The sequence below is a fragment of the Paenibacillus sp. BAC0078 genome (assembly GCF_054483875.1).
The window spans coordinates 297,030-321,682 of record NZ_JBTLRW010000001.1 but is presented as its reverse complement, the minus strand read 5'-3'; the positions used below and the strand labels follow the sequence as shown (position 1 = coordinate 321,682).

Here is a 24,653-nt window from a genome sequence, read left to right as displayed (position 1 = left end):
ATGGTAGTCGGAGACGCTTCAATTGAAATCGACACATTGGTAATTGGTGCAGGTCCCGGCGGGTATGTGGCGGCAATTCGTGCCGCCCAGCTCGGCCAGAAAGTCCTGATCGTGGATAAATCGGAACTCGGCGGCGTGTGCTTGAACCGCGGATGTATTCCTTCCAAAGCTCTGATCTCTGCAGCACATCAGTATGAAGCTGCACAACACGGCGAAGTTTTCGGTGTTACCGCTGAGAATGTCAAAGTGGACTGGGCTAAAACCCAGGAGTTCAAAAACGGCGTTGTTAAAAGAATGACAACCGGCGTAACCAGCCTGATGAAAGGCAACAAAATTGAAGTGTTCAGCGGTGAGGCTATGTTCATCAACGCTAATGAAGCCCGCTTGTTCAACGAACACGAATCTCCACGTTACAAGTTCAATAACTGCATCATCGCAACTGGCTCGCGCCCAATTGAACTGAAGCCTTTCCCATTCGGCGGACGCATTCTGTCTTCGACCGAAGCGCTTGATCTGCCGGAAATTCCGAAGAGCCTGATCGTTATCGGCGGCGGCTACATCGGTGCAGAGCTTGGTCAAATGTACTCCAAGTTCGGAACTAAGGTAACGATCATCGAAGGAATGGATACAGTTCTGCCAGGCTTCGATAAAGATATGACCCGTCTGGTTGCCAAGAACATGGCGAAGACCGGCATCGAGATCGTAACCAATGCCAAAGCTGAAAGTGCAGTTCAGAACGACAAGGAAGTTACCGTGAAATATTCCGTGGGCGGCGAGTCCAAGGAAGTTACTGCGGATTACCTGCTTGTTACCGTTGGCCGTCGTCCGAACACGGACGGTGAGCTGGGTCTGGATCTGATCGGTATTGAGCTGGATGAACGCGGACTGATCAAGGTTGACCACCAGGGCCGTACCAACATCCCTAACATTTATGCAATCGGCGATATCGTGCCAGGCTTGGCTCTGGCGCACAAAGCTTCCTACGAAGGTAAAATCGCGGCTGAAGCCATCTCCGGACACAAATCCGTAGTTGACTACAAAGTGATTCCGGCAGTTGTATTCACTGATCCTGAATGCTCCAGCGTTGGTCTTACCGAGAAAGAAGCTAAAGACAAGGGCTACAAAGTAAAAGCCGGCAAATTCCCGTTTGCGGGCAATGGCCGTGCGGTATCCTTGAACGCTCCGGACGGCTTCATCAAGATTGTGGCTAACAGCGAGAACAATCTCGTTCTGGGTGCACAAATCGTTGGTCTGGAAGCTTCCAACCTGATCGCTGAGCTGGGTCTGGCGATTGAAATGGGCGCTACGCTCGAAGACATCGCATTGACCATCCATGCACACCCAACCCTTGGCGAAATCGTCATGGAAGCGGCTGAGCTTGTGGAAGGCCACCCGATTCACGTTATGAAATAATAGATTAACGGCTTGCGCAGCAGGCTATTCATAAGGATGCCTTCAGAAGCCTTAAGGTGGCTGATGGGGCATCCTTATTTTTTACGTGCAGCATAAAATTGATATCCCAATGTGTTAATATTTAGATGCTGGAAATTGCATTTTCTGCGCTTTAACAAGTTACAAGGGCGGTCAGCTCATGGTAAACTGGTATAAGAAAAAAAGAGGAGAGGGGTGTGGCGCTGCTTGCGTAATTATTTGGATTTACTACAGGATATATTAGACCATGGCACAGCCAAGAGCGACCGGACTGGAACCGGTACAATATCCGTTTTTGGACGTCAGCTCAGGTTCGACCTGGCGGAAGGGTTTCCGCTGGTGACCACCAAGCGTATTCATTTGAAATCGGTCGTACACGAACTCCTCTGGTTTTTGAAGGGAGAGACTAACATTTCCTATTTGAAGGAGAATGGAGTCTCTATCTGGGATGAATGGGCCGACGAGAATGGAGAGCTTGGGCCGGTATACGGTTCACAATGGCGGGCCTGGGAAAGTGCCGATGGACGCCATATCGACCAGATTGCCGCGGTGATTGATTCGATCAAGAATAACCCGGACTCGCGCCGTCATATCGTTAGTGCGTGGAATGTGGGGGAAATTGAGCAGATGAAGCTGCCGCCTTGCCATTTTGTATTTCAGTTCTACGTAGCGGACGGCAAGCTCTCCTGCATGCTGACGATGCGTTCTGTAGATACCTTCCTTGGTCTGCCGTTCAATATAGCGAGCTATGCGCTGCTGACGCATATGGTTGCCCAGCAGACCGGGCTTGAGGTAGGGGAGTTCATCTGGTCCGGTGGAGATGTGCACATTTATGCAAACCATCTGGAGCAGGTGGCTACGCAACTGGCGAGACAGCCATATGCGCTTCCGAAGCTCGTGATCCGCAGACAGCCGGAGAGTATTTTTGACTATACCTTCGAAGATTTTGAGTTCGCCGATTATGTTCATCATCCGTCCATCAAAGCTCCGGTGGCTATCTAAATTCTTGCTGGCGGCAAGCTATTAATACGTGGAATGAGGGATTCAGGATGAGCATTAGCATGATTTGGGCCATGGCCGCAAATAATGTGATCGGCAAGGATAACGATATGCCCTGGCATTTGCCGCGGGACTTTGCCTACTTCAAGGCAGAGACACTTGGGAAGAGAATGCTGATGGGACGCAAAACCTGGGAATCGCTTGGCGGCAAGCCGTTAAAAGGCAGAACGAGCGTTGTCCTGACACGCGATAACAGCTTTACTCCTGAGGGAGCCATCGTCGTGCATTCCCTGGAAGAAGCAGTGGCTGAGGGACGCAAAGAGGATGAGCTGATGATCATTGGCGGTGCGGAAATTTACAAGCTGATGCTTCCCTTTGCTGATAAGCTGCTGGTCACCCGGATTGAAGAGGAGATTGAAGGGGACACGAGGTTCCCTGAGGTCGACTGGAGCGAGTGGAGAGAAATCTCCAGCACTCAAGGAATTCGGGATGAAAAGAATCCGTATGATTACCGATTTTACGTCTACGAACGTTCGGTTTAAGGAAAAAGCGTTTTCTCTGACACAACATGTGAAATAGTACAAATAATCAGCAGATTAGTCCATTACAGTGCAAAAGTATTGGATGCTACTATAATTATTAAAATTACAAATGCTCAAGGTTTAAGTATTATAGAATGTGCAGGTACTGCATTGCGCTGAAAATTATATGGATGCCGCAATATGCTACAATGTACTATACATCAACACGAAGAGATCGGATGGGGGAATCGTAAATATGTCTACACCTACTGGATTTATGGAGTATAAGCGCCAGCTCCCAGGTGATCGTGATCCTGAGCAGCGCGTTAAGGACTGGGAAGAGTTCCATCATCATTTAACCGAGGACGAGCTTCGGACACAGGGTGCGCGCTGTATGGACTGCGGTACTCCTTACTGCCATACCGGCATTGATATGAGCGGCGGCACTTCGGGTTGTCCGGTGCACAATCTCATACCTGAATGGAACAATCTGGTGTACCGGGGACTATGGAAGGAAGCGCTGGAACGGCTGCATAAGACGAATAATTTTCCAGAGTTCACCGGGAGCATCTGTCCTGCACCTTGCGAAGGCTCCTGTACTGTCGGGCTGATCGGGCAGCCGGTTACCATCAAGACGATTGAGCTGGCGATTATTGATAAAGGCTTTGAGGAAGGCTGGGTTGTGCCGAATCCTCCAGAGAAACGCACAGGTAAAAAGGTTGCCATCGTCGGCTCAGGACCGTCTGGTCTCGCCGCCGCAGCACAGCTTAACAAAGCTGGACATACCGTAACGGTCTTCGAGCGCAGCGACCGTATCGGCGGCCTGCTGACCTATGGCATTCCGACCATGAAGCTGGACAAACGTGTGGTTCAGCGCCGCGTGGATCTGCTGGCTGCCGAGGGTGTAAACTTTGTAGTCAACACAGAGATTGGCAAGGATATTCCCACCCAGCAGCTGGTTGACGAATATGATGCTGTTGTTCTATGCGGTGGTGCAACGAAGGCTCGCCGATTCAATGTAGAAGGCAGCGAGCTGAGTGGCGTTATGTATGCAATGGATTACTTGAACGGAACGATCAAGAGCTACCTTAATTCCAATCTGGAAGATGGAAACTATGTATCTGCGGCAGGCAAGGATGTTATCGTGCTTGGCGGCGGCGATACCGGCTCTGACTGTGTAGCCACCGCGCTGCGTCATGGCTGCAGCAGCATCACCCAGTTCGGCACACATGAAAAGGCGCCGCTTACGCGTGACCCAATTGCGAACCCTTGGCCGCAATTCCCGAATGTCTACACTTTGGATTATGCGCAGCAGGAAGCCAAAGCGGTATTCGGTGATGATCCGCGTGAATTCTCCATCATGACCACCAAATTCGTAGGCGATGAGGAAGGCAACCTGAAAGAGCTGCACACGGTGCAAATCCGCCGTATTGTGGATGAAACCGGACGCAAGATTTATGAGCCTATTCCGGGAACAGAGGCCGTATATCCCGCTCAGCTCGCGCTGATCGCCATTGGCTTCGATGGACCGGAGCAGGAGATCATTGAGGAGCTTAAGCTGGAGACGGACCGCCGCAGTAATGTGAAGGCCCGTTATGGCAAGTTCAACACAAATGTAGATAAAGTATTCGCTGCCGGCGATATGCGCCGTGGTCAAAGCCTTGTGGTCTGGGCGATCAACGAAGGACGCGAAGCTGCACGTGAAGTAGATAAATATTTGATGGGCTCGACAGTTCTGGCTTAAGCCGGGCAGTCACAGCAAAAAGCCGTCTCACCTGCCTTACGTGGGTGAGACGGCTTTTTGGGTTGTAGACTCGAGACTGTGAGAGGAGAGGCGTGAGCCTACTCCTCCAGCTTGAAGCGTTCGACTTTGTGCTGCAGGTCAGAGGCCATTTTGGACAGCTCAGTAGCGGAAGCTGAGATTTCCTCCATCGAGGCAAGCTGCTGCTCAGTAGCTGCTGTGACGTTCTGGAATGCGTCGGATGTTGAACGCGAAATATTGGAAATCTCTTGCACAGAGGCGGCGACTTCTTCCGCACCGGCCGACATTTCTTGGGTGATGGCCGAGATGTCATGAATCTGGCCGTTGATTTTGGCGGTGGATTGTTCAATGCTCGAGAAGGCCTCTTTGGCTTCCAGCGTCACTTGCATGCCCAGCTCCACATCGGCCGATACCTTATCATGGATAGCCTCAAAAGTCCGGTCAATTAATTCTGTCATCTGCACAATCGTGTCTTGAATGTTACCGGCGGTTGTCTTGGATTGATCGGCCAGCTTGCGCACCTCTGAGGCAACAACTGCGAACCCGCGGCCATGCTCTCCGGCACGGGCAGCCTCAATACCTGCGTTCAGCGAGAGCAGATTGGTCTGTACCGCGATATTGGAAATGGCGCTGCTCATGGCCGATACTTGACTGTTCAACCCGTTAAGCTGGCTAATCAGCTCGGAGGAGTGAAGGGTAGATTGCCGGATGGCCTCCATCTGGCGGCTCATTTCTTCAATTTTATGGCTTCCCGCCTGTACATCGGTTTCTGTATCAGTCGAGGAATCAACGATAGAAGCGGCAGCTTCGGCAATTCTTTGAATCCCTGAAGACATTTCCTCCATTGACCGTGAAGTTTCGGCCATTGCTGCAGTCTGAGTCTCGGCTCCTGCCGAAGAATCCTGCACAAGTTCAGCTACATAACTCGTAGCTCTGGAATTTTCCTCGGTAGTGGCGGTCAGTTGCTGGCTTGATGAAGCAAGCATACCGGAGGTATCCGAAATGTCTACGACGATATTGCGAAGCGACTCTACCATCAGGTTATAGTTCTGGGCGAGCTGGCCGATTTCATCTTTACGGTCAATCTTGATCTGCTCGTTCAGATAACCTTCGCTTACACGGCGTGCGGAACGGTTCAGGCTGACGATTGGCTTGGTAATCGCCCGGATGATAAAGTACATCAGGATCAAGGCGACAACCAGCGCTATTCCCAGAATCATGAGGCCATTATAGAGAATCGGCAACGAAGCTTCAGAGAACTCTTTTGTAGAAAGTACACCGATAATTTTAAAACCAGTGGTCTTATCCGTCATGTAATATCCCCGCATCTGCAGGCCTGTATCTGGACTGGTGTAGGATATTGTCCCGTTGTCGTCCTTAAGCAGATTGGCTACATCGGCTGCTACATCTTCTCCGGCTTTTCTAACCGGATGGGAGACGAATTTATTATTGCCATCGACTATGAAAATATAGCCGTCTTTGCCAAGCTTGATCTTGTTGACCATTTCTCCCATATGCTTAAGGCTGAGGCTGCTGCTGACGGCCCCTTTGCCATCCTTGAGTGTTTCGGAGATATACAGGTTATAATTGCCTGTTGTTGCGGATGTGAACGGGTTAATAATCGTAATCTTGCCCGTGTTTTTCATAGCAGCCTTGTACCAATCTCTGGTACGCGGGTCATAATCCTTGCTGGCGGCATTTGGAGACTTCATCCAGGCACCGTTATTGTTGCCGAGAATAAGGATCTCAAGCTCCGGGTGCTCCTTCATGAATAAATCCATCAGTGCGCGGGCCTCCGGTTTTTGGGCATCAATGTCACTGGAGGTGAACTGCTGGCTGAGCTGCTGTACGTTTCGCATGGCGCCTTCAACGGTTTCATTGATCGTGCCATGCAGCAATTCCACACTTGATCGGGTTGACTCCTGCATTTTGAGCTCCAGTTGCTTACTGGAATTGGAATACGAGAAGTAGCTGACAAGGAGGATAGGGATAACCAGCATGATTGTGAACAACAGCATCATTCTTTTCTGCAATGACTTGGACGAGGCTTTTTGGATTAGTCGTTTGATAGTGTTCATGGTAGCTCCCCCTTGGACTGGTAGAAATGGTCTATGAATAACTCTATTGATATATTCGGTTGAGCGGCAGGATAATTTCATACCTATGTCGACTTATGTAAAATAATTAGTTATGCATTACCAATACAGCGTCATTTTTTCAGGGACTTGACATGATTTGGAATATCGTATAGATTAAAAACAATCTCGATATTGAACAGCGTTGACCAAGGATCTATGCTTCTATGATCGTTAGAACAGAGAGGGGATTCACCGGCTGAAAGGTCCCTCATAGAGCGAGTGAAGCATACCCTGCCTTGGTAGCTGCAGCATGAACAATGCTGCCGGACTCGGCCGTTATCCGTGTTGAGGACCGCCAAGCATTAAGCAGGCGGTTGAACTAGGGTGGTATCACGACACATTCGTCCCTGACGGATGTGTCTTTTTGTGTTTGTCTTCAGAGACTGAAGATGCACTTTATATAGACAAGAGAGGATGAATATTTATGCGCCAAAGCAAACTGTTAGGGAGTACTCTCCGCGAAGCTCCTGCAGAAGCTGAAACGATTAATCACCAGTTACTGCTGCGTGCCGGATATATCCGGCAGCTCGCGGCCGGAATCTATACTTATCTGCCGCTCGGCCGCCGTGTCCTGCGCAAAATAGAAAATATCGTGCGTGAGGAAATGGATGCCGCCGGAGCACAGGAAATGCTGATGCCTTCCATGCAGCCTGCGGAGCTGTGGAAAGAGTCGGAGAGATATGATGTCTACGGCAAGGAGCTGATGAAGCTTGAGGACCGCCACGCACGTGAATTTGTGCTCGGACCCACTCATGAGGAGGTGGTGACGACGCTGGTGCGGGGAGATATTAGCTCGTACCGGAAGCTGCCGGTCACCGTATACCAGATTCAGACCAAGTTCCGTGACGAACGCCGTCCGCGTTCCGGGCTGCTGCGGGGCAGGGAGTTTCTGATGAAGGATGCTTATTCGTTCGACACCGGCTGGGAAGGGCTGGACGAGAACTATGTGCGGATGTATAAGGCATATCAGAGAATTTTCGAGCGCTGCGGGCTGGCTTACAGGGCAGTCCAAGCGGATGCCGGAGCGATAGGCGGTGAAGGTGAGACGCATGAATTCATGGCTCTGTCGGGCATTGGCGAGGATACAATCGCCGTTTGTTCTGCCTGTGACTATGCCGCCAATCTGGAACAGGCCGAGGTTCGTGCCGGAGAGGGCGTAGCCCGGATGGATTTCGGCAATCAGCCTGCCGCCGAGAAGTTCCACACTCCTGGCATCCGCACCATTGATCAATTGGAGCAGGAATTGCAAATTCCTCCAGAGCAGGTGATCAAGACGTTGATCTACGAAGGCGGCGGCAGAACCTTCGCCGTATTGGTCCGGGGCGATCATGAAGTTAACGAGATCAAGGTGCGGAATTACATCGGAGCACGCGAGATTGCTCTGGCCGATTTTCATTCTGTGCAGGCTGCAGCCGGTGTGGAGAGCGGTTTTGTCGGACCGGTTGGACTCTTCCTGACCCTCTTGGTTGACGCAGCGGTCGCCGCAATGACAGAGGGGATTGCCGGAGCCGGGGAGAGGGACTATCACCTGCGGAATGTGGTGCCAGGCCGGGATTTCAGTCTGGAGTACGTGGGCGATTTCCGCACAGCCTCCGAAGGCGAGACCTGTCCGCATTGCGGCGAAGGCGATCTTCATTTCGAGCAGGGGATCGAGATCGGCCATGTCTTCAAGCTGGGGACGAAATACAGTGAGAAGCTCGGAGCGGCATTTCTGGACTCATCGGGCGCAAGCAAACCAATGATTATGGGCTGCTATGGGATTGGAATTTCGCGGATGCTTGCGGCGGTGGCTGAACAGCATCACGATGAGCAGGGAATCATCTGGCCAATGGCACTGGCTCCATATAGGGTTCATATCCTGCTCATGTCTGTCAAAAATGAAGCCCAGGCGGCGGCAGCTGAAGCTCTGTATGAACAGCTCACCCGGCTCGGCATTGAGACCCTGCTGGATGACAGGGATGAACGGGCAGGTGTGAAGTTCAAGGATTCCCTGCTGATCGGCATACCGGTAACCCTTGTTGTCGGCAAGGATGCAGCGGAGCAAAAAGTGGAGTACCTGGACCGGAAATTGAATACTAAAGAGGTCATTGATATCGCTGAAGCTGTATCGCGGGTAACTGCAAGACATTAAGCTGTTCAGCCAGGCGCTGAGCAACGATGATGAAATGATCGGCGAGCGTTTGCGCACGTTCCCAACACGACTATTTGATTATCGCGATATCCGCAGCAGGGGCGCCATAATCCCGAGAACAAAATTTTAGAATCAGGATCTGACATGTTACTATATAAGAGAGACATCATCACATCAGACTTCAGTGCAGAGGGAGTGAGCAATTGATTATTAGAGAGGCTCATGAAGGGGATTACCCTGAACTAAGAAAGCTGTATCTCGAATCACGGTGCAATACCTTTATATGGGACAATATTTTTGAAATGACTTTGGAGGATTTCGATAAGCATACGGAGGATGAATTCATCATTGTAGCAGAAGAGGCCGGTATCCTTATGGGCTTTACCTCCTTGTATTTGCCGGATAACTTCATTCATAATCTTTTTGTTCACCCGAATTGCTCCGGTAAAGGAGTCGGCAGTCGTTTGCTGCAAGCAGCTGGCGATAAATTGAATAAACCGATGCGATTAAAATGCGTATCTAAAAATCATAAGGCATTGACATTTTATGAGCGCAATGGATGGAAGAAGGTTGTTGAGGAAGGCCGTCCTGGAGAAGAGAAGTACTGGGTTATGGAAAATAAATAAAACAAGTAACCGCATTTAGTTTCTTGTCAGGCTGTCGAGAAAGTCTCGACAGCCATGCTTTTTGCTTAATATTTGGTCATTTTCTTTTTATTTCAAATAAAAGCATCTACTAAACATGATAGGGGATTATTATTATTCATAATATCCTTCAGTAGATTTTCTCAAGTGTCTGAATTGATTCGCATCATGCCCGAACCACACTTGGGAATTCGTGCGGGTAGCCAAAGTACGGATTTTCTCCACCGAATTTCTGTAGCCGATCAAATCATAAATAATACCAGGTGGCTTGACCGGAGGACCGAAACTTTCCGCGGTATAAATGGCATCGGAAGCTAGAATGATTCCGCCTGTTTCTGGCAATTCGATCTGGAGACCCAACATACCCCATGCATGACCACTTCCAAAATTCAAGATTTTGATGCCATCCAACAGAGCCAAGTTATCTTCGCCTGGTTTGACCGTTTTCCACTGTAATTGGTTTTTGATCCATGCATCGATATCAGCCCAAACATAGGCCCCTTCTTTTTCATTGCGGGCGTAGGTTTGCAGTGCTCCATTAAACTCATCCTCATGAACGATAATGGTCGCGTTCTTGAACATTTCGAGGCATCCTGCATGGTCCAGATGTAAGTGGGAGGCAACGACGTACTTGATTTCCTCGGGTCTAACATTAAGTTGCTCCAGTCGGTTATGCAGGTAACATTCCTCGCTTGCCACCCATGGAGACGACAGTTGGGTCGATTGTGCCCAACGCCCTCCAATGCCCATGGAGTTTGGGTTGCAGGCTGTATCAAACAAGATTTTTCCCTCAGGATGATCAATCAATACCGTATAGATTGGAAATTCCACAAATTGTGTCGGGGCATTTGGATTATTTATTGTAGCCGGATTATGCATGGCGATTATCCAATTTTTATCCATGCTCATTCGACCGTTATCCAATACAAATAGCTTGGGACGCTTTTTAATAATATTTGTCATGTTTATACCTGCCCATCGAAGTAATCCAGTACAAGATTCCCCTTTCGGGAGCATATCTTCCTGCTCTTGGAACGTCCGGATCGCCCTTAAGCGGTGCCTTGTTACGGCAGATTTTGCACAAAGCTGCTACAGTACTGGTATAGACATACAGTATTACAAAAATTAAAATGATATAAGTAGGCACTTTAAAGTGTCCTGGGAACTTCGTATTGCATAGGAGGGAAATCATTTGACAAATGTATCTAAATCAAAACAATCTGATATTTCGTTATCGAATTGCGGTTATAGCAAAGTTCTTGACATTATCTCTAACAAGTGGACTGTACTTGTTATTTATGCCATGGAAAAAGGTGGAATCCGATACGGAGAAATGCTCAGGAGGGTCGAGGGGATATCCAAAAAAATGCTTACCCAGACGGTACGCAAGCTTGAGCGTGATGGATTGGTTGGGCGACACATAACTCTTACAGTGCCGCCAAGCGTTGAGTATTCATTAACGCCATTAGGAGAAACATTGCTTCAGCCGATGAAAGAGCTAAGGCAGTGGGGAAGAGTGAATTACAATCAAGTTGTAGAGGCACGGGCTAACTATGACTTTGCTTATACCACTCGTTCACTGAATTAAGGCAGATGATACTCAGGTAGATACGGGGAGAACCTTGACAGACTGTGCCAATGTAAAAAACAAGTGACAATTAGGGCTTCCTTATAGAGGGAAGCTTATTTATTTTTTCGTTCAAAGATTACCAAGTAAATTATTCATCTGCTCAATCATTTATCTTGCTTTACTCTGTAAGGTCCTGCCGTTACAGCGTATCCATGAGAAGACATAATTACTATTCCATTTACACCGATTTATAGCAGGTAATGCGTTAAACATAATGGTATAATAGAATACTGGACGCATTTTGGAAGAACGAGGCTAAGGAGCGATACTTTTTGAAGACACTCATTATTGCGGAGAAACCGGACATGGGGCGGAATATCGCCGCCGCAATAGAACCGAAGGCCAAAAATTACCGGTCCTATCTGGAAGGCGAGCATTACATTATTACCTGGGCCATCGGGCATCTCATCGGCCTGGCGGAACCGGAAGCGTATGATTCGAAGTACAAGAAATGGAATATTAACGATTTGCCGATTATCCCCGAGCAGTTCAAGCTGGTGCCGAATGCCCGCACGCTTGATCAGCTTAAGGTGATTGGAGATCTGGCGAAGCGCAGCGATCTGCTGGTCAATTCCTGTGATGCCGGGCGCGAAGGGCAGCATATCTTCTCGCTGATTCAGCGGCATTTGCAGCTCAGCCAGCCGGTGAAGCGACTGTGGATATCCGATTTGACTCCGGAGACGATCCGCAAAGGCTTCCAGGAGCTGAAGGATGGAGCGGAATACGAGAATCTGACCAAAGCTGCCAGAGCCCGCAGTGAGGCCGATTGGCTGATCGGGATGAACGGCTCGCGCGCTTTTACCACCAAGCATAATGTGCTGCTGTCAGTGGGCCGGGTGCAGACTCCGGTGCTTGCGCTGATCTATGACCGGCAGAAGACGATTGAGGCGTTCTCCTCCCTGAAGTTTTTTGAAGTGGAGGGGCATTTTGCCCAGAATGATATGAGCTACAAAGGTATGTGGCAGGGAGAACGGATGACTGACGGAGCCAAGGCCGAGGCACTCGCAGCCAAGGTCAAGGGCAAGCCGGCACGGGTTGCCTCCTATGAGGTTAAGGAAACGAAAGAGTATCCGGGCAAGCTGTATGATCTTACACTGCTGCAGCGGGAAGCGAATGGCAAGCATGCTTTTTCCGCCAAAAAAACGCTCGACATCGCCCAGGCGCTCTACGAGAAGCATAAGGTGATTTCGTATCCGCGTACGAACTCGAACTATGTAACCGAGCAGAATGTACCGGAAATGCATAAGACACTTTCTGCGCTGCAGGGCACATCGTATGACGAGTGGGTCAAGGGTGCGAACCGGAGCCTGGTCCATAAGGGCAACAAATTCATTTGCAACCCGGCGAAGGTGGAGGATCACCATGCCATTCTGCCAACGAACCGCAAGGCAACAGGACTAAGTACCGATGAGGCCAAGCTGTACGATTTGATCGTCCGCCGGTTCCTCTCGCAGTTCTACCCGGCTGCCGAGTACAAGGTCCATACCGTGATTACCGAGGTCGAAGGGGAAAACTTCAAAACTACGGTCAAGGAGCTATTGAGCCTGGGCTGGAAGGTGATCTATGCCGATCAGAAGAAAGACAAGACCAAGTCCTCTAAAGGCAAGGGCAAAGAGGATGAAGAGGAAGAGGAGATTGAGGTTAGCGAGCCTTTCTCGATAGATTCGAATGCCGGGGTGCTCTGCAGCGATGCCATCGTCAAGGAGAAGGATACCCAACCGCCAAAGCATTACACCGAAGGAACCCTGCTGAAGGCGATGGAAAGCGCGGGGAAGCAGATTGAGGATGAGGAGCTGCGCGATGCCATGAAAGACTCTGGGCTGGGCACACCGGCGACCCGGGCGGCAACGATTGAGCGGCTAAAGAATGTCGGCTATGTAGAAATGCAGGGTAAAAAGATCGCTATCACCCAAAAGGGCCGGACAGCGATTGAGCTGATCCGCGGCGCGGGTATTGAGCTGCTGACCTCGCCGGAAATGACCGGACAATGGGAGCGGCGGCTGAACGAGATTGCCAGAGGGACGGCAGCGGATGGACAATTCATGGAGAATGTAAAAAGGTTCGCCTCGATGATTGTAGACAAGGTCCGGGTGCAGTCCCGGGCGGATAAAACCTCCTTCGAAGGGGAGACTCCTTCGCTGAACAGCGGCGGCAAAAGCCGCAGCGCCACAGTCGCGCGTAAACCGGCCGCACCGAGAAAGCGCGGCGGCGAATCCGGCACCGGGAATGCCGCACAATCTTCCAGGACCCGGCAGGGGTCTGCGGATGGTGCTGCGGAAGGCGGGCCGAAGGTGATCGGACAATGCCCGCGTCCGGGCTGCGGCGGCATGATCTTTATGGGCCGCAAAGGCTACGGCTGCTCTCATTACAAGGAAGGCTGCAAGTTCGTGATCTGGAAGGAAACTTACGGCCGGACTCTGACCGATGCCCAGGTGAAGGCGCTGATTGAGAAGGGGCGGACCGGCAAGCTGAAGCTTACCGGTGAGGATGGCTCCCCGCTGGAGGGCAAGCTAGTGCTTAGCAATATGGATACAGGACAGTTGACCATCGAGTGAATACGACCAAAAGCGAATGTTCATTACACGCAAGACTGCTGTAGATCCAGGAAGATCCCGGCAATCCCGGCAGCAAAAGAGGATGCGTCACGGCCTTCATGATTCCCGGCCGGGCGCATCCTCTTTATTTTACAATGACTATGCCGAATCCTTATCCTTACTTGCCATCCTTCAGGCCAGCTTCAATAGCGGCAGTCAAACCCTCGTAGGAGGAGTCCGGCAGCAGAACGCCATTAACCATAAACTTCGGCGTGCCGTTCACTCCATAGGAGCCGGCGATTTTAAAGTCTTCCTTCACATCGAACATATAAGTCTGGTTCTTGAGATCCTGCTCGAACTGGTCGTAGTCGATGCCTTCGATATTGTTTTTCACGAAATTAAGGATAAACTTCTGAGTTGCCCAAATCTTGCTCTCATCACCCTGATTAGCGTACAACTTATGAACGTATTCCCAGAATTTCTCGTTGCTCTGCTTGTAAATGGCTTCACCTGCACTGGCAGCGAGATAAGAATCCCGGTCGATAAAGGCGAAGTTCATGAAGTAGAACTGCACTTTGCCTGTGTCCACGTAGTCTTTAATGAATGTGTCCAGGTAGGTCTCGGTCCACTTTTTGCAGGCGGGGCATTTAAAATCGGCGAACTCAATGACCTTCACCTTGGCGTTCTCACTGCCCAGATGCGGCTGCTTCTCGTATTTCAACCCATCGACAACGATCTTTCCCTTCACATCCGTATAGTTGGGCAGATTGTCGAGTTCAGCAGCGTCACTATCTTTGTTCTTCGTCGCCAAAAAGACAAGAGCTCCAATCAGCAGAACAATAACGACTCCGAGCAGCATCGGTATTAAGCGTTTGTTGTTCGTGCTGTAACTGCGGCTTGCTTTCTTGTTCATTGCTAACCTCCTGCATGATATGAAAATACTCAAATAGTATAATCATACCGCCGCAGGCTGCATATGCCATTTGTAACACGAACCTAAAGGAAGCTTTAGCCGTGGTTCTAGCGCAGGGCGGCGGAACGGATAACCGGCGGAACCTCGATGATTGAGGAGATGGTCAGCACGGACTGCTGCATTTCACGCTGAAGCTCAATGAGATTGTAGAGCCATTCATTTTGCTGCTTCAGATAAATGCTGTTGATGCCTGCAGTCAGGGCCGGAAGCACATCCGTACGCAGGGAATTTCCGATCATCCAGGTTTTTTTGCGGTCAAAGCTGTGTGTACGCAGGATATCCTCCAGCGATTCTACATTTTTGTGCTGACGGATGTAGATCCGGTCATCAAAATAAGCATCTAGCTTCATCTGCTCGATTTTGCGCTGCTGAATGGTGTCGTCTCCTCCGGTGTAGAGGTATAACGCGTGCCCGTCCTGCTTCAAGGTATCGAGTGTTTCCACCATACCCGGATAAGCTTCAATCTCCTGGTCGTATACGCTAAGTCCGAGCTTCATTAGCTGCTGCTCCTGATGAGGGTCTGCCGGATGATTGTATTTGTCGCAAAAGAAACGGTAGGTTGCGATCAGAGACTTCGGAAAATTTTCGCTGGAGAGGCCGCTTGTGCTCACAGTTGCTACATCAATTTCTATCTGCTTGCTGCGGAATTCAGCGGTTGTCGGACCATATTCACCAAACCACTGTGACATAAGCTCAAAATATTGCCCCAAAATGAGGTCGAAATATTTGTTGCAATGCACCAGGGTATCGTCGAGATCGAAAATGACTTGCTGTGTTAAATATTTCATAATATTCACTCCTGTATCTATCTCTGTATTGTAAAGCTATTATATACGAATGTAGGATTCAAGAAACATCTGAAGCTCCGAGGCCCCGTCCGGTCTGATACTGTAGCGCTCTGTGCCTTCCCCGCGCAGATGTACGCGCAGCAGCCCGGCAACCCGGAGGCTTAGCAGGTGATGCATCAGCATTTCTCTGGACTGATTGAGCTCCGATTGCATCTCCCAGAGTGTCTTAGGCTCGTGGGCAATGAAGCGCAGCATGCGCAGCCGTGTCGGATCAGAGAGCGCTTTGGTTAGCCGCAGCAGCACAGTAGGCGGTTCATCCTCGCTGTCCAAAGGCACATCCACAGGGTATTGCACGAGCATCATCGTCTTATAGAAGCAATAGGTGTTGATGGGCCGGTTGTGAACGGTGGGCAGGAGGACAATGGTCTGCAGATCCGGCACGTCCTCAATCACGATTCCACCCGAGGCATATTCAATAAGCGGCACCATGTCCATTTTACTCTCAAGCATTTTTTTCTCCGAAGCGTCCTCGATCAGCAGCGGCAGGATCCTCTGCTCCTCATGGCGGAAATACTCTGCATACCACAGACGCAGCAGCGGAGTATAGTTATATTTGATCCGGGCGCATTCCTCAATCGTGAATTGGTGGAAAAAAGGTTTGGTGCGCTCGAAGCAATCCTCAAGCCCGGAGGACTCCAGCTCATCCAGGAATTGTGTCACCTTGGAAGCCGCTCCCCTGCTGTACGCCCAGGCATAGAGCACATCATAGTCCTCGAAAGGCCATTCAGCAGCCTGCCGGAAGGCGGAAATCTGCTGCGGGGCAAGGCGGGAATCGACATCGCGTATCCAGTCAGGGCCGATATCCAGATTGGAAATCCATTTTCTAGTTACATATAACATAAAACTGTCCAGCAGTTCGTATACCGGAGAAACGTCAATTTCTAATTTATAGTTCATGAACCTTGCACCCCCAGAAAATCGGTCACTTCTATATATTATCTCTTGTTTAGAAGAGGGTTGTCCACTATAATGTTCGGTGTTTGCCGGGGGAAGCGGCAGTTCCATAACCACAGGATTACATAGGAGGATTTATCCGTGTCACATAGTCAGACCCTATCTGTAAGCAAGAGCAGCAAATTGAACTACATCATACTTATTACCGTCATTATTGCGGCGGGGCTCAGCCAAGGCCTGCTGCTTCCCGTGCTGTCCATTCTGCTGGAGCAAAAAGGAGTCTCCTCTTCGCTCAACGGCCTGAATGCCGCTGCGCTGTATGTGGGCTCGTTCGCCATGACACTGGTCGCAGAACGGGTTCTCGGTGCGATCGGCTTCAAAAAGCTGATTGCGGCAGGGATCAGCCTTGTGCTGGTGTCGCTCATTTTATTTCCGCTGCTGCCTGGAGCCAAGTCCTGGTTTCTGCTGCGCCTCTTGGTAGGAGTGGGAGACGCGGCCATCAATTATGCCGCCCAGCTCTGGGTGCTGCTGATGACGCCTGCTGCGCACCGGGGGCGTAATCTGTCTCTTTACGGCATGTCCTACGGGCTGGGCTTCAGCCTGGGTCCGCTCGGCATCAGTCTGCTGCGCTTCGGCCAGGCGGGGCCTTTTGCGGCTATTGCGCTGCTGTTTCTCTTCATCCTGATCCTGGTATTGCTCAAGCTGCCGGACTCCCATCCGGATAAAGTAGAGCATGGAGAGGGGCAGGCCCGCCGCTTTGCAAGAAGCTACAGATTTGCGTGGTATGCGCTGATACCGGCTCTTTATACGGATATATGGAAGCAAGTCTGAACAGCAACTTCCCCGTGTACGGACTGCGCATCGGCTTCAGCGCCAATCAGATTGCGGCTTTGCTGCCGTTCGTAGGTATTGGCGGGCTGATTCTGCAACTGCCGCTGGGAATGTGGAGCGACCGCTACGGGCGAAAAAGAATCCTGATCTGTTCCGGTGCAGGCGGCGGCCTGGCTTTCGCGCTGCTGCCGCTGGCGGGGGACAGTTTCCTGCTGACAATGATTCTCCTGACGGTGGCTGGCGGGCTTGTTGGCTCCTTTTTTTCGCTGGGGCTAAGCTTTGCAGCGGATATTCTCCCGCGCAATCTGCTCCCGGCCGCAAATGTGGTCTCGTCTTTCCACTATAGCTTAGGCAGCATTATTGGCCCGGGAATCGGCGGTCTGCTGCTGCAATTCGGCTGGGGCGGCGGTGTATTTGCTCTCCTTGGCGCTTTATATATTTTATTCGGATTGACAGGGTTATTATTCTCGCCACGGAAGCCGATTTGAGGTAGAATAGGAACGAGTGCTCGCATGGAATTTGATCCCGCTTTCAGAGTACACTAGAGAGTAGAGATGAAGACAGGGAGAGGCTGAACTATGATCACAGTTGAACACTTGGCCAAAGCAGTCGGGGAAGGGAAAACCCCGGTGCTGCAGGATATTGGCTTTCAATTAGAAGAAGGTGAGCTGGTAGTGCTGCTGGGAGCCAGCGGAAGCGGCAAATCAACGCTGCTGCGCTGCCTGGCCCTCAAGGAGAAATGGGATAGAGGCAACTTTAGAGTGGATGGCACCGACATCATGAAGAGCTCTTTTGCCGGCAAACGCAAGATCCGCCGCGAATGGGCCTATCTGGAACAGAATGCGGAGCTGAATCCGAACCGCACAGCGCTGAAGAATGTGCTGATCGGCCAGTCCTCGCAGACTCCGCTGTGGCGGATGGTAACCGGGATGGTGCGGTCGGATGATTACATGGGGGCGATGGACGAACTGGACCTGCTCGGTCTGCTCGACAAAGCCAAGATGAAGACCAGCCAGCTTAGCGGCGGTGAGCGTCAGCGGGTGGCGATCGCCCGCGCATTGGTGCACGGAGCCAAGGTTATTCTGGCGGATGAGCCTGTAACCGGCCTTGACCCGAAAACTGCGGAGAGCGTACTGGAAACGTTACGCAAGCTGTGTAAGGAAACGGGGCTGACGGTGCTGACCGTGATCCCGCTTGAGCTGGCGGAACGGTATGCGACCCGGCTCTGGGTACTGGAAGACGGCAGAATCAAATATGACGTGAAGGGCCGGCGCCTGACTTCTCAGGAGCGGGCACATTTGTAGAATTTGTTAAGATCCGAACCACGGAACAAGGGAAGAGGGATGAAGTTGAATATACGGATTCTGAAGCGTCTGGCAGCGGTATCCTTGTCACTGTCCGTGCTGTCGGGCTGCACCTTCATCAGCGATCCTGTTTCGCGGATGAAGGCGCCGCAGCTCTCCGCCGACAAGGCTTCACTCATGACCGCGATCAACTCGCTGAAGCCAGCCGCTTCTACGCTGATCCGTCCGGCCAATGACGATGACAGCTCTATTTTTACTGTGGATCTGGACAAGGATGGAATAATGGAGACGCTAGTCTTCTATTTGACGAAGAATGAAACGGTGCAGATCCACGGGATGATACTGGCGAAGCAGGATGATGCCTGGGTCAAGAAGCTTGCTTTTGACGGCAACGGGACAGAGCTGGATTCGGTGGATATCAAGGATGTGACAGGCGACGGCAAGCTTGACATCATTGTCGGCTATTCGCGGGGCGAAGAAAAAGGCATGGTAGTCTACCGCTATTCGGGCGGAGCGCTGGAGGAATTGTTTACTCAGCCATATACGAAATATATCGTGGACGACATGAATGAGGATGGAACACCAGACATTACCGTTATAAATTTCAAACGCAATGAATTTGCCACAATTACAACCTATCAGTACAGCGACGGGTTCAAGGTTCTGGATGAACTCGATGATCTGGACCCTTACTTTTATAATTATTACAATATTGTCTCAGGAAAAGTGGCCGAGAATAAAGAAGGTATAGTTCTGGATGCTGCGGTGGATTCCCGGTCGGCTTATACGACAGTGGTTGTAATGGAGAATAACAAGCTGCGTGTGGTAATTCCGGGAGATGCCCGTACCTTCAAGGAAAGAAAAATTGTCAGCGAAGACATTGATGGCGACGGTATTATCGAGATTGGGCTGCTGGAGCCGCCGAAGGGCTGGGAATATTTTGATCCGCAGACGATCCCATATTTCAACTCCTATTATAAGTGGGACGGCAAGAATGGATTGACTTTCTCATCCCAGCAGTATCGCGATCCGTCGGACCGGTTTATCATTAATTTCTCGCCCGAATGGTATGAGAAGGTTACAGTGGACACCAAGTCCGTTCTGGATAAATCCCTGAAGTTCATCATGGCCGATACCGGAGAGACGGTTGCCGAGGTATCCTTCTTCTCCCAGGCTGAATGGGACCGCGTGAAAAATTCCAGGTGGGAGATGCTTGGAACCGATATGGACAAAATAATCGGCTACCGCGGAGAACTGGAACAAAGCACAAGCGGGGGAGATCATAACAAAATCACCTCGCCAATTGAAAGGAAGGGAATCAATGAGTAAAGTACTGATCCTGGAGGACGAGGAGTCCATCCGGAGTTTTATTGTAATCAATCTCAAGCGCAACGGATTTGAGGTGCTTGAGGCGGCGGATGGAAATGAAGCGCTGCACAAGCTGACGACGATCCAGGATATTGATATCGCGCTGCTTGACGTGATGGTCCCGGGGATTGATGGTTTTGAGGTATGCCGGCGGATCAGAGAGACCAATGAACGGCTCGGCATTATTTTTCTGACCGCTAAGGTTCAGGAGCAGGATAAGGTGTACGCCCTCTCTGTAGGAGCGGATGACCACGTCAGCAAGCCGTTCAGCCCCACTGAGCTGATTGCCCGCATCCAGTCATTGCTGCGCCGGGTCAATGTGCACCGCGAGCAGTCCGCGAAGGTGTCTTTTCAATCCGGTCCGTTTACACTTGATCTGATTTCCAAGCAATTCAAACGCAGCGGAGAGGCCATTGAGCTGACGCCAACCGAATTTTCGCTGGTGCAATTTTTCCTTGAGAAGGAGAACACTCCGCTCAGCCGTGATTCGCTTCTGGATCATGTCTGGGGCAAGGAGTATATGGGGGACCCCAAAATTGTAGATGTGAACATCCGCCGTTTGCGCCAGAAAATTGAGAATAATCCTTCAGAGCCCGAATATCTGCAGACGGTATGGGGCCACGGATATAAGTGGAAAGGCCAAGGACAATGATCAAGAAGGGGATGCGCAGACAGATTGTATTGCACTATATTTTTGTCGTATTTGTAGCGCTTCTCCTTGTAGAGGTTATATTCCTCCTGGCGATCCGGACGTATTATTACGACAGTGTCTACAGTAAAATTACGACGCATATCGGCACGGCGGAGGATTTCCTGAAATATGAGATTTCAGGCGAGCGATCGCCTAATCAGCTTCAAAAGCTGCTCGATTTCTTCGAAATGGAGTACACTGAGCTGCAGGTGCTGACGCCGGACGGCAATATGCTTATCAGCTCCACCGGGTTCCAGCCGGACCGTACCATCACGACAAGCGATGTTCCTGAGGCGGTAGGCGGAAGTGTCGGCCGGTGGGTCGGCCGGCAGGCAGGGACGAATGAGAGTGTCATGGCTGTATCCAAGCTTATGCATATCAACGGACGAGAGACGTACGTGATCAGATATGTTACTTCTATGGAGCGAATTGACAGTGACCTGCTGAACCTGACGCTGGTATCCATCGGCATCGGCGGGGCGGTTATGGCTATAGTTGTCCTGTTCAGCTTCGGCCTGGCTAACTCCATCGTGAAGCCGCTCAACAATATTACTGCCGTCTCCGCTCAGATGGCCAAGGGAAGATTCAACACGCGCATAAAAGGCGATTACAAATATGAAATCGGTGATTTGGCGTCCACATTGAACTATATGGCGGATGAAATCATCCGCAGCAATCAGATCAAGGATGACTTTATCTCCTCCATCTCGCATGAGCTGCGGACTCCGCTGACCAGTATCAAGGGCTGGAGCGAAACGCTGATCTCAGGCGGCTATGATCCTGAAGAGACCAAGCTTGGCATGAGCATCATTTCCAAGGAGAGCGACCGTCTGATCGGGCTGGTGGAAGAGATTCTTGACTTCTCCAAGCTGCAGCAGAATGAAATGAAGCTCTCGATGGGCCGTGTAGATGTCAAAGTGCTGCTGCAGGAGACGATCCTGAACATATGGGCCAAGGCAGAGAAGAAACGGATTCATCTGCTGCTCGAATGCGAAGAGACCATCTTTATCACGGCGGATGCTAACCGGCTGAAGCAGGTGTTCCTCAATTTGGTGGATAACGCCGTCAAGTTTTCTCCCGAGGATTCTAGCATTGTCCTGTCGGCACACCGGTTACCGGGCAGTGAAATGGCTGTAGCAGTGCGGGACAGCGGGATTGGCATCAGCGAAACGCATCTCGCCAGAGTGCGCGACCGGTTCTTCCAGGTCGATGCGCTGAATGGCGGTACGGGACTGGGGCTTGCCATTTCACAGCAGATTGTGGAGCTTCATGGCGGGAAGCTGGAGATGGACAGCGAGCTTGGCAAGGGCACACAGGTTACTGTGATTTTGCCTATGACCGAAGAGCTTCCGCCTGCAGCTCCCCAGGTAGAGAGCCAGATTTAGCTATGGGCTTAAGGGTTAGTGAGTTGTGAGGAGGAGGACCAATGGATGAACAGAAGCTGCAGCCTTCCTCAGCTTCCCGGTCAAGCTTCACCATTATCCGTGCCAATGTTGAACGGACCGGGGATGTGCTGAAGCTGCTGCGTGAGGCGGCAGGCTGGATGGAGGGCAAGGGAATCCGGCAATGGACACCCGGACAGTTCAACGAACACGATATTGCCGCCTATTTTACAGATAGGGAAGTATATTTGGCACTAGACGGCGAAACGGTTGCCGGAATGTTCACCTTGCAGTTCAGCGATCCGCAGTACTGGGGAGACCGCAATGATGAGACCTGCGCATATCTGCACAGGCTTGCCGTAGCCAAAGCCTTCAGGGGCGGCGGTCTTGGCCGGCAGTTGATTGATTACGCTCTGAATAAGGCACGGGGACTTGGCAACCGCGCTCTGCGGCTGGATACGGTGGCACATAATGTTAAGCTGAACCGGTATTATCAGAGCCTGGGTTTTTGCTATATGGGAACCAGAGATGTAGGCGCAGGGCGGCTGGTCAATCTGTATGAGTATGGCGCCAGCGGCGACAACCCAATTCTTTTACGATACATGGATGAATCGGATTTTCAGTATCTGCAGCGTTGGAGCGTATCGCCTGAATTTCTCAAGCAGTGGGCCGGTCCTTCATTTGCTTATCCGCTGGATAACGGGCAGCTTAAGGCGTATCTGGAGGGAGCGAATCATCCTGCAAGTTCCGATAAACTGATCTATTGTGCAGTCGAGAGAGCAGGAGGCCAGGTTGTAGGGCATCTGAGCCTTGCGGGTATTGACCGGGTTAACAGCTCGGCTCGAATCGGCCGTGTGATTGTTGACCCGCAGCTACAAGGAAGGGGGATCGGGCGGGGCATGATTCAGGAGGCGCTTCGGATCGGTTTCCAGGGGCTGGGTCTGCACCGTCTGTCACTTGGTGCGTATGCTTTTAATACTGCTGCGCTTAAATGCTACGAGAATGAGGGTTTTGTCCGCGAGGGGGTCTCGCGTGAAGCGGCGTTGTTTGGGGAACATTACACAGATTGTATTGAGTTTGGCCTTTTAAACCGGGAGTGGCGGGCACTGGGCCACAGTTAAATAAGGGATGCTTAGCTGTTGCTATGTCACAGCCGAGCATCCCTTTATTTGTCTAAGCTGCAAAGGCAGCCTTAGTCAGGAAGGCAGCCCCTCGGCACGCAGACGGCCGGTCTTCTCATAGACCTCCTGCAGAAGGCGGGTCGGCTGGGTCCGAATGACGGGCTTTGCGGCTATGATCTCTTGAGGACCCACAACGATGATATTCTCACCGTTACCCTTGACTACTGCACCATCCTTAATCACAGCCCCTTCGCCGATAATGGCATTCTCAATCAGCACTCCCCGGCCGATATGCACGCCCGGCATTATCACACTGTCCTTGATCAGGCTCAGCTTGCCGACCTCAACACCGCCGAAGACTACCGAGCGCTGCAGGCTGCCTTCCAGCAGGCAGGATTCATTCACAAGGCTATCCGCAATGGGAAGCTGAACGCGCGGCTTGGGTATAGCAGGCTTCGTTCGGCGGACCCGGCTGTACATCGGCCAGCGGGAATTATCCAGCTTGAAGCCATTGTCCTCCTGCAGAAGATCCATATGGGCCTCCCACAGGCTGTCAACCGTACCCACGTCGCGCCAGTAACCCTTGAAGCGGTAGGCAAACAAGGCATCATCTCCGCCCAGCATCGCTGGAATAACATCCTTGCCAAAGTCATGGCTGGATGCCGGATTAGCAGCATCGCGCTCCAGATGCGCCTTCAGATAACTCCATTCGAACAGGTAAATGCCCATGGAAGCCAGATTGCTTTTGGGAACCTGCGGTTTTTCGACAAACTCGGAAATCTGAAGCTCCTGGTTCACATTCATCACACCGAAGCGGCTGGCTTCTTCCCAAGGCACCTCCATCACCGAAATCGTTGCTTTTGCGTTCTTGCTGATATGATGGTCCAGCATTTTACGGTAATTCATGTGATAAATGTGATCCGCCGAAAGAATCAGCACATGCTCCGGGTTATGGCTGTCGATGTAGGCAATATTTTTATAAATGGCATCGGCAGTCCCCGAGTAATTGCCTCTGCCTTCTACGCCGGAAGGAAGCAGCTTAACGCCTTTATCCGTACGGGTGTGAAGCCCCCACGGTTCGCCCTCACCGATATGCTGGTGCAGGGAGTCCGCTTCGTATTGCGTCAGCACCCCTATGGTATCAATATCGGAATTCACACAGTTGCTTAGTGGAAAGTCAATGATCCTATACTGTCCTCCAAAGGGAACAGCAGGTTTCGCCATAGTGGTGGTCAAAGGGGCCAGTCTGCGGCCCTCCCCGCCTGCCAGGAGCATCGCGATGCATTCTTTTTTACTCATTTGTTATCACTCCCATTTTTTTGTCAATGCTTGTAATGTTCACTCGCACCAACCGCTTGAACGCATAGGTGAATTATATTGCTGTGTTGATGTAAAAATTACATTAATAATTTTCTTTATTCTGTAATTCCGTTTTCAGCCTGGAAGTCATT

The 24,653-nt window shown here is 51.0% G+C and carries 19 protein-coding genes and 1 pseudogene; 14 read left to right on the top strand and 6 right to left on the bottom strand.

The window, feature by feature from the left end; all coding sequences use genetic code 11:
* From lpdA to ACX1DY_RS01400, 4 genes are all read left to right on the top strand, one after another.
* Complete coding sequence (lpdA, locus tag ACX1DY_RS01415) at positions 1-1,413, top strand: dihydrolipoyl dehydrogenase (protein ID WP_019910724.1); 1,413 nt, start codon at positions 1-3, stop codon at positions 1,411-1,413.
* A 225-nt stretch (positions 1,414-1,638) separates the two neighbouring features.
* Positions 1,639-2,433, top strand: a complete 795-nt coding sequence (thyA, locus tag ACX1DY_RS01410) for a thymidylate synthase (RefSeq protein WP_458962416.1) — start codon at positions 1,639-1,641, stop codon at positions 2,431-2,433.
* Positions 2,434-2,480: 47 nt separating this feature from the next.
* Positions 2,481-2,972 carry a dihydrofolate reductase gene (locus ACX1DY_RS01405; RefSeq protein ID WP_458962415.1) on the top strand — a complete coding sequence of 164 codons (492 nt, stop codon included), beginning with the start codon at positions 2,481-2,483 and terminating at the stop codon, positions 2,970-2,972.
* A gap of 235 nt (positions 2,973-3,207) precedes the next feature.
* Positions 3,208-4,695, top strand: coding sequence for a glutamate synthase subunit beta (locus tag ACX1DY_RS01400; protein ID WP_458962414.1), 1,488 nt, complete (start codon positions 3,208-3,210; stop codon positions 4,693-4,695).
* A gap of 98 nt (positions 4,696-4,793) precedes the next feature.
* Here the strand turns inward: ACX1DY_RS01400 and ACX1DY_RS01395 are convergent, their stop codons facing one another.
* Positions 4,794-6,791 (bottom strand): methyl-accepting chemotaxis protein, encoded by a 1,998-nt coding sequence (locus ACX1DY_RS01395; RefSeq protein ID WP_458962413.1) that lies wholly within the window; start codon positions 6,789-6,791, stop codon positions 4,794-4,796.
* A 484-nt stretch (positions 6,792-7,275) separates the two neighbouring features.
* On the opposite strand from ACX1DY_RS01395, the gene ACX1DY_RS01390 reads away from it, so the two are divergent.
* Together ACX1DY_RS01390 and ACX1DY_RS01385 are read left to right on the top strand one after the other, a co-directional pair.
* Positions 7,276-8,982, top strand: coding sequence for a proline--tRNA ligase (locus tag ACX1DY_RS01390; protein WP_458962412.1), 1,707 nt, complete (start codon positions 7,276-7,278; stop codon positions 8,980-8,982).
* A 203-nt stretch (positions 8,983-9,185) separates the two neighbouring features.
* The gene (locus ACX1DY_RS01385) at positions 9,186-9,608 is read left to right on the top strand and encodes a GNAT family N-acetyltransferase (RefSeq protein WP_458962411.1); all 423 of its coding nucleotides are present in this window, start codon (positions 9,186-9,188) and stop codon (positions 9,606-9,608) included.
* A 132-nt stretch (positions 9,609-9,740) separates the two neighbouring features.
* Here the strand turns inward: ACX1DY_RS01385 and ahlS are convergent, their stop codons facing one another.
* The gene (gene ahlS, locus ACX1DY_RS01380) at positions 9,741-10,589 is read right to left on the bottom strand and encodes an AhlS family quorum-quenching N-acyl homoserine lactonase (protein ID WP_458962410.1); all 849 of its coding nucleotides are present in this window, start codon (positions 10,587-10,589) and stop codon (positions 9,741-9,743) included.
* A gap of 229 nt (positions 10,590-10,818) precedes the next feature.
* Between ahlS and ACX1DY_RS01375 the strand changes: the two genes are divergently transcribed.
* Together ACX1DY_RS01375 and ACX1DY_RS01370 are read left to right on the top strand one after the other, a co-directional pair.
* Entirely contained in the window at positions 10,819-11,214 is a 396-nt protein-coding gene (locus ACX1DY_RS01375) for a winged helix-turn-helix transcriptional regulator (RefSeq protein ID WP_458962409.1), read from the top strand.
* Positions 11,215-11,528: 314 nt separating this feature from the next.
* Positions 11,529-13,811: a type IA DNA topoisomerase gene (locus ACX1DY_RS01370; protein ID WP_458962408.1), complete on the top strand. Its 2,283-nt coding sequence runs from the start codon at positions 11,529-11,531 to the stop codon at positions 13,809-13,811.
* 157 nt (positions 13,812-13,968) lie between these two features.
* On the opposite strand, the gene ACX1DY_RS01365 is transcribed toward ACX1DY_RS01370, so the two are convergent.
* The 3 genes from ACX1DY_RS01365 to ACX1DY_RS01355 form a co-directional block, all read right to left on the bottom strand.
* Entirely contained in the window at positions 13,969-14,703 is a 735-nt protein-coding gene (locus ACX1DY_RS01365) for a DsbA family protein (protein ID WP_458962407.1), read from the bottom strand.
* 107 nt (positions 14,704-14,810) lie between these two features.
* Positions 14,811-15,551 carry an HAD family hydrolase gene (locus ACX1DY_RS01360; protein WP_458962406.1) on the bottom strand — a complete coding sequence of 247 codons (741 nt, stop codon included), beginning with the start codon at positions 15,549-15,551 and terminating at the stop codon, positions 14,811-14,813.
* Positions 15,552-15,590: 39 nt separating this feature from the next.
* Positions 15,591-16,508 carry an ArsR/SmtB family transcription factor gene (locus tag ACX1DY_RS01355; protein ID WP_458962405.1) on the bottom strand — a complete coding sequence of 306 codons (918 nt, stop codon included), beginning with the start codon at positions 16,506-16,508 and terminating at the stop codon, positions 15,591-15,593.
* A 138-nt stretch (positions 16,509-16,646) separates the two neighbouring features.
* Between ACX1DY_RS01355 and ACX1DY_RS01350 the strand changes: the two are divergent.
* The 6 genes and pseudogenes from ACX1DY_RS01350 to ACX1DY_RS01325 all read left to right on the top strand — a co-directional run bounded on the left by ACX1DY_RS01350 (position 16,647) and on the right by ACX1DY_RS01325 (position 23,202).
* A pseudogene (locus tag ACX1DY_RS01350) lies at positions 16,647-17,824 on the top strand (MFS transporter).
* Between the two features lie 90 nt (positions 17,825-17,914).
* Complete coding sequence (locus ACX1DY_RS01345) at positions 17,915-18,640, top strand: phosphonate ABC transporter ATP-binding protein (RefSeq protein ID WP_458962404.1); 726 nt, start codon at positions 17,915-17,917, stop codon at positions 18,638-18,640.
* Positions 18,641-18,685: 45 nt separating this feature from the next.
* Entirely contained in the window at positions 18,686-19,969 is a 1,284-nt protein-coding gene (locus tag ACX1DY_RS01340) for a hypothetical protein (protein ID WP_458962403.1), read from the top strand.
* Complete coding sequence (locus ACX1DY_RS01335; protein ID WP_019910749.1) at positions 19,962-20,660, top strand: response regulator transcription factor; 699 nt, start codon at positions 19,962-19,964, stop codon at positions 20,658-20,660. Before ACX1DY_RS01340 ends, ACX1DY_RS01335 begins: the two co-directional genes overlap by 8 nt.
* Positions 20,657-22,084, top strand: coding sequence for a sensor histidine kinase (locus ACX1DY_RS01330; protein WP_458962402.1), 1,428 nt, complete (start codon positions 20,657-20,659; stop codon positions 22,082-22,084). The genes ACX1DY_RS01335 and ACX1DY_RS01330 overlap by 4 nt, the downstream gene beginning before the upstream one ends.
* A 41-nt stretch (positions 22,085-22,125) precedes the next feature.
* On the top strand, positions 22,126-23,202 hold the full coding sequence (locus ACX1DY_RS01325) for a GNAT family N-acetyltransferase (protein WP_458962401.1): 1,077 nt from the start codon (positions 22,126-22,128) through the stop codon (positions 23,200-23,202).
* 75 nt (positions 23,203-23,277) lie between these two features.
* Here the strand turns inward: ACX1DY_RS01325 and ACX1DY_RS01320 are convergent, their stop codons facing one another.
* Complete coding sequence (locus tag ACX1DY_RS01320) at positions 23,278-24,501, bottom strand: glucose-1-phosphate adenylyltransferase (RefSeq protein WP_458962400.1); 1,224 nt, start codon at positions 24,499-24,501, stop codon at positions 23,278-23,280.
* Positions 24,502-24,653 lie beyond the last annotated feature (152 nt).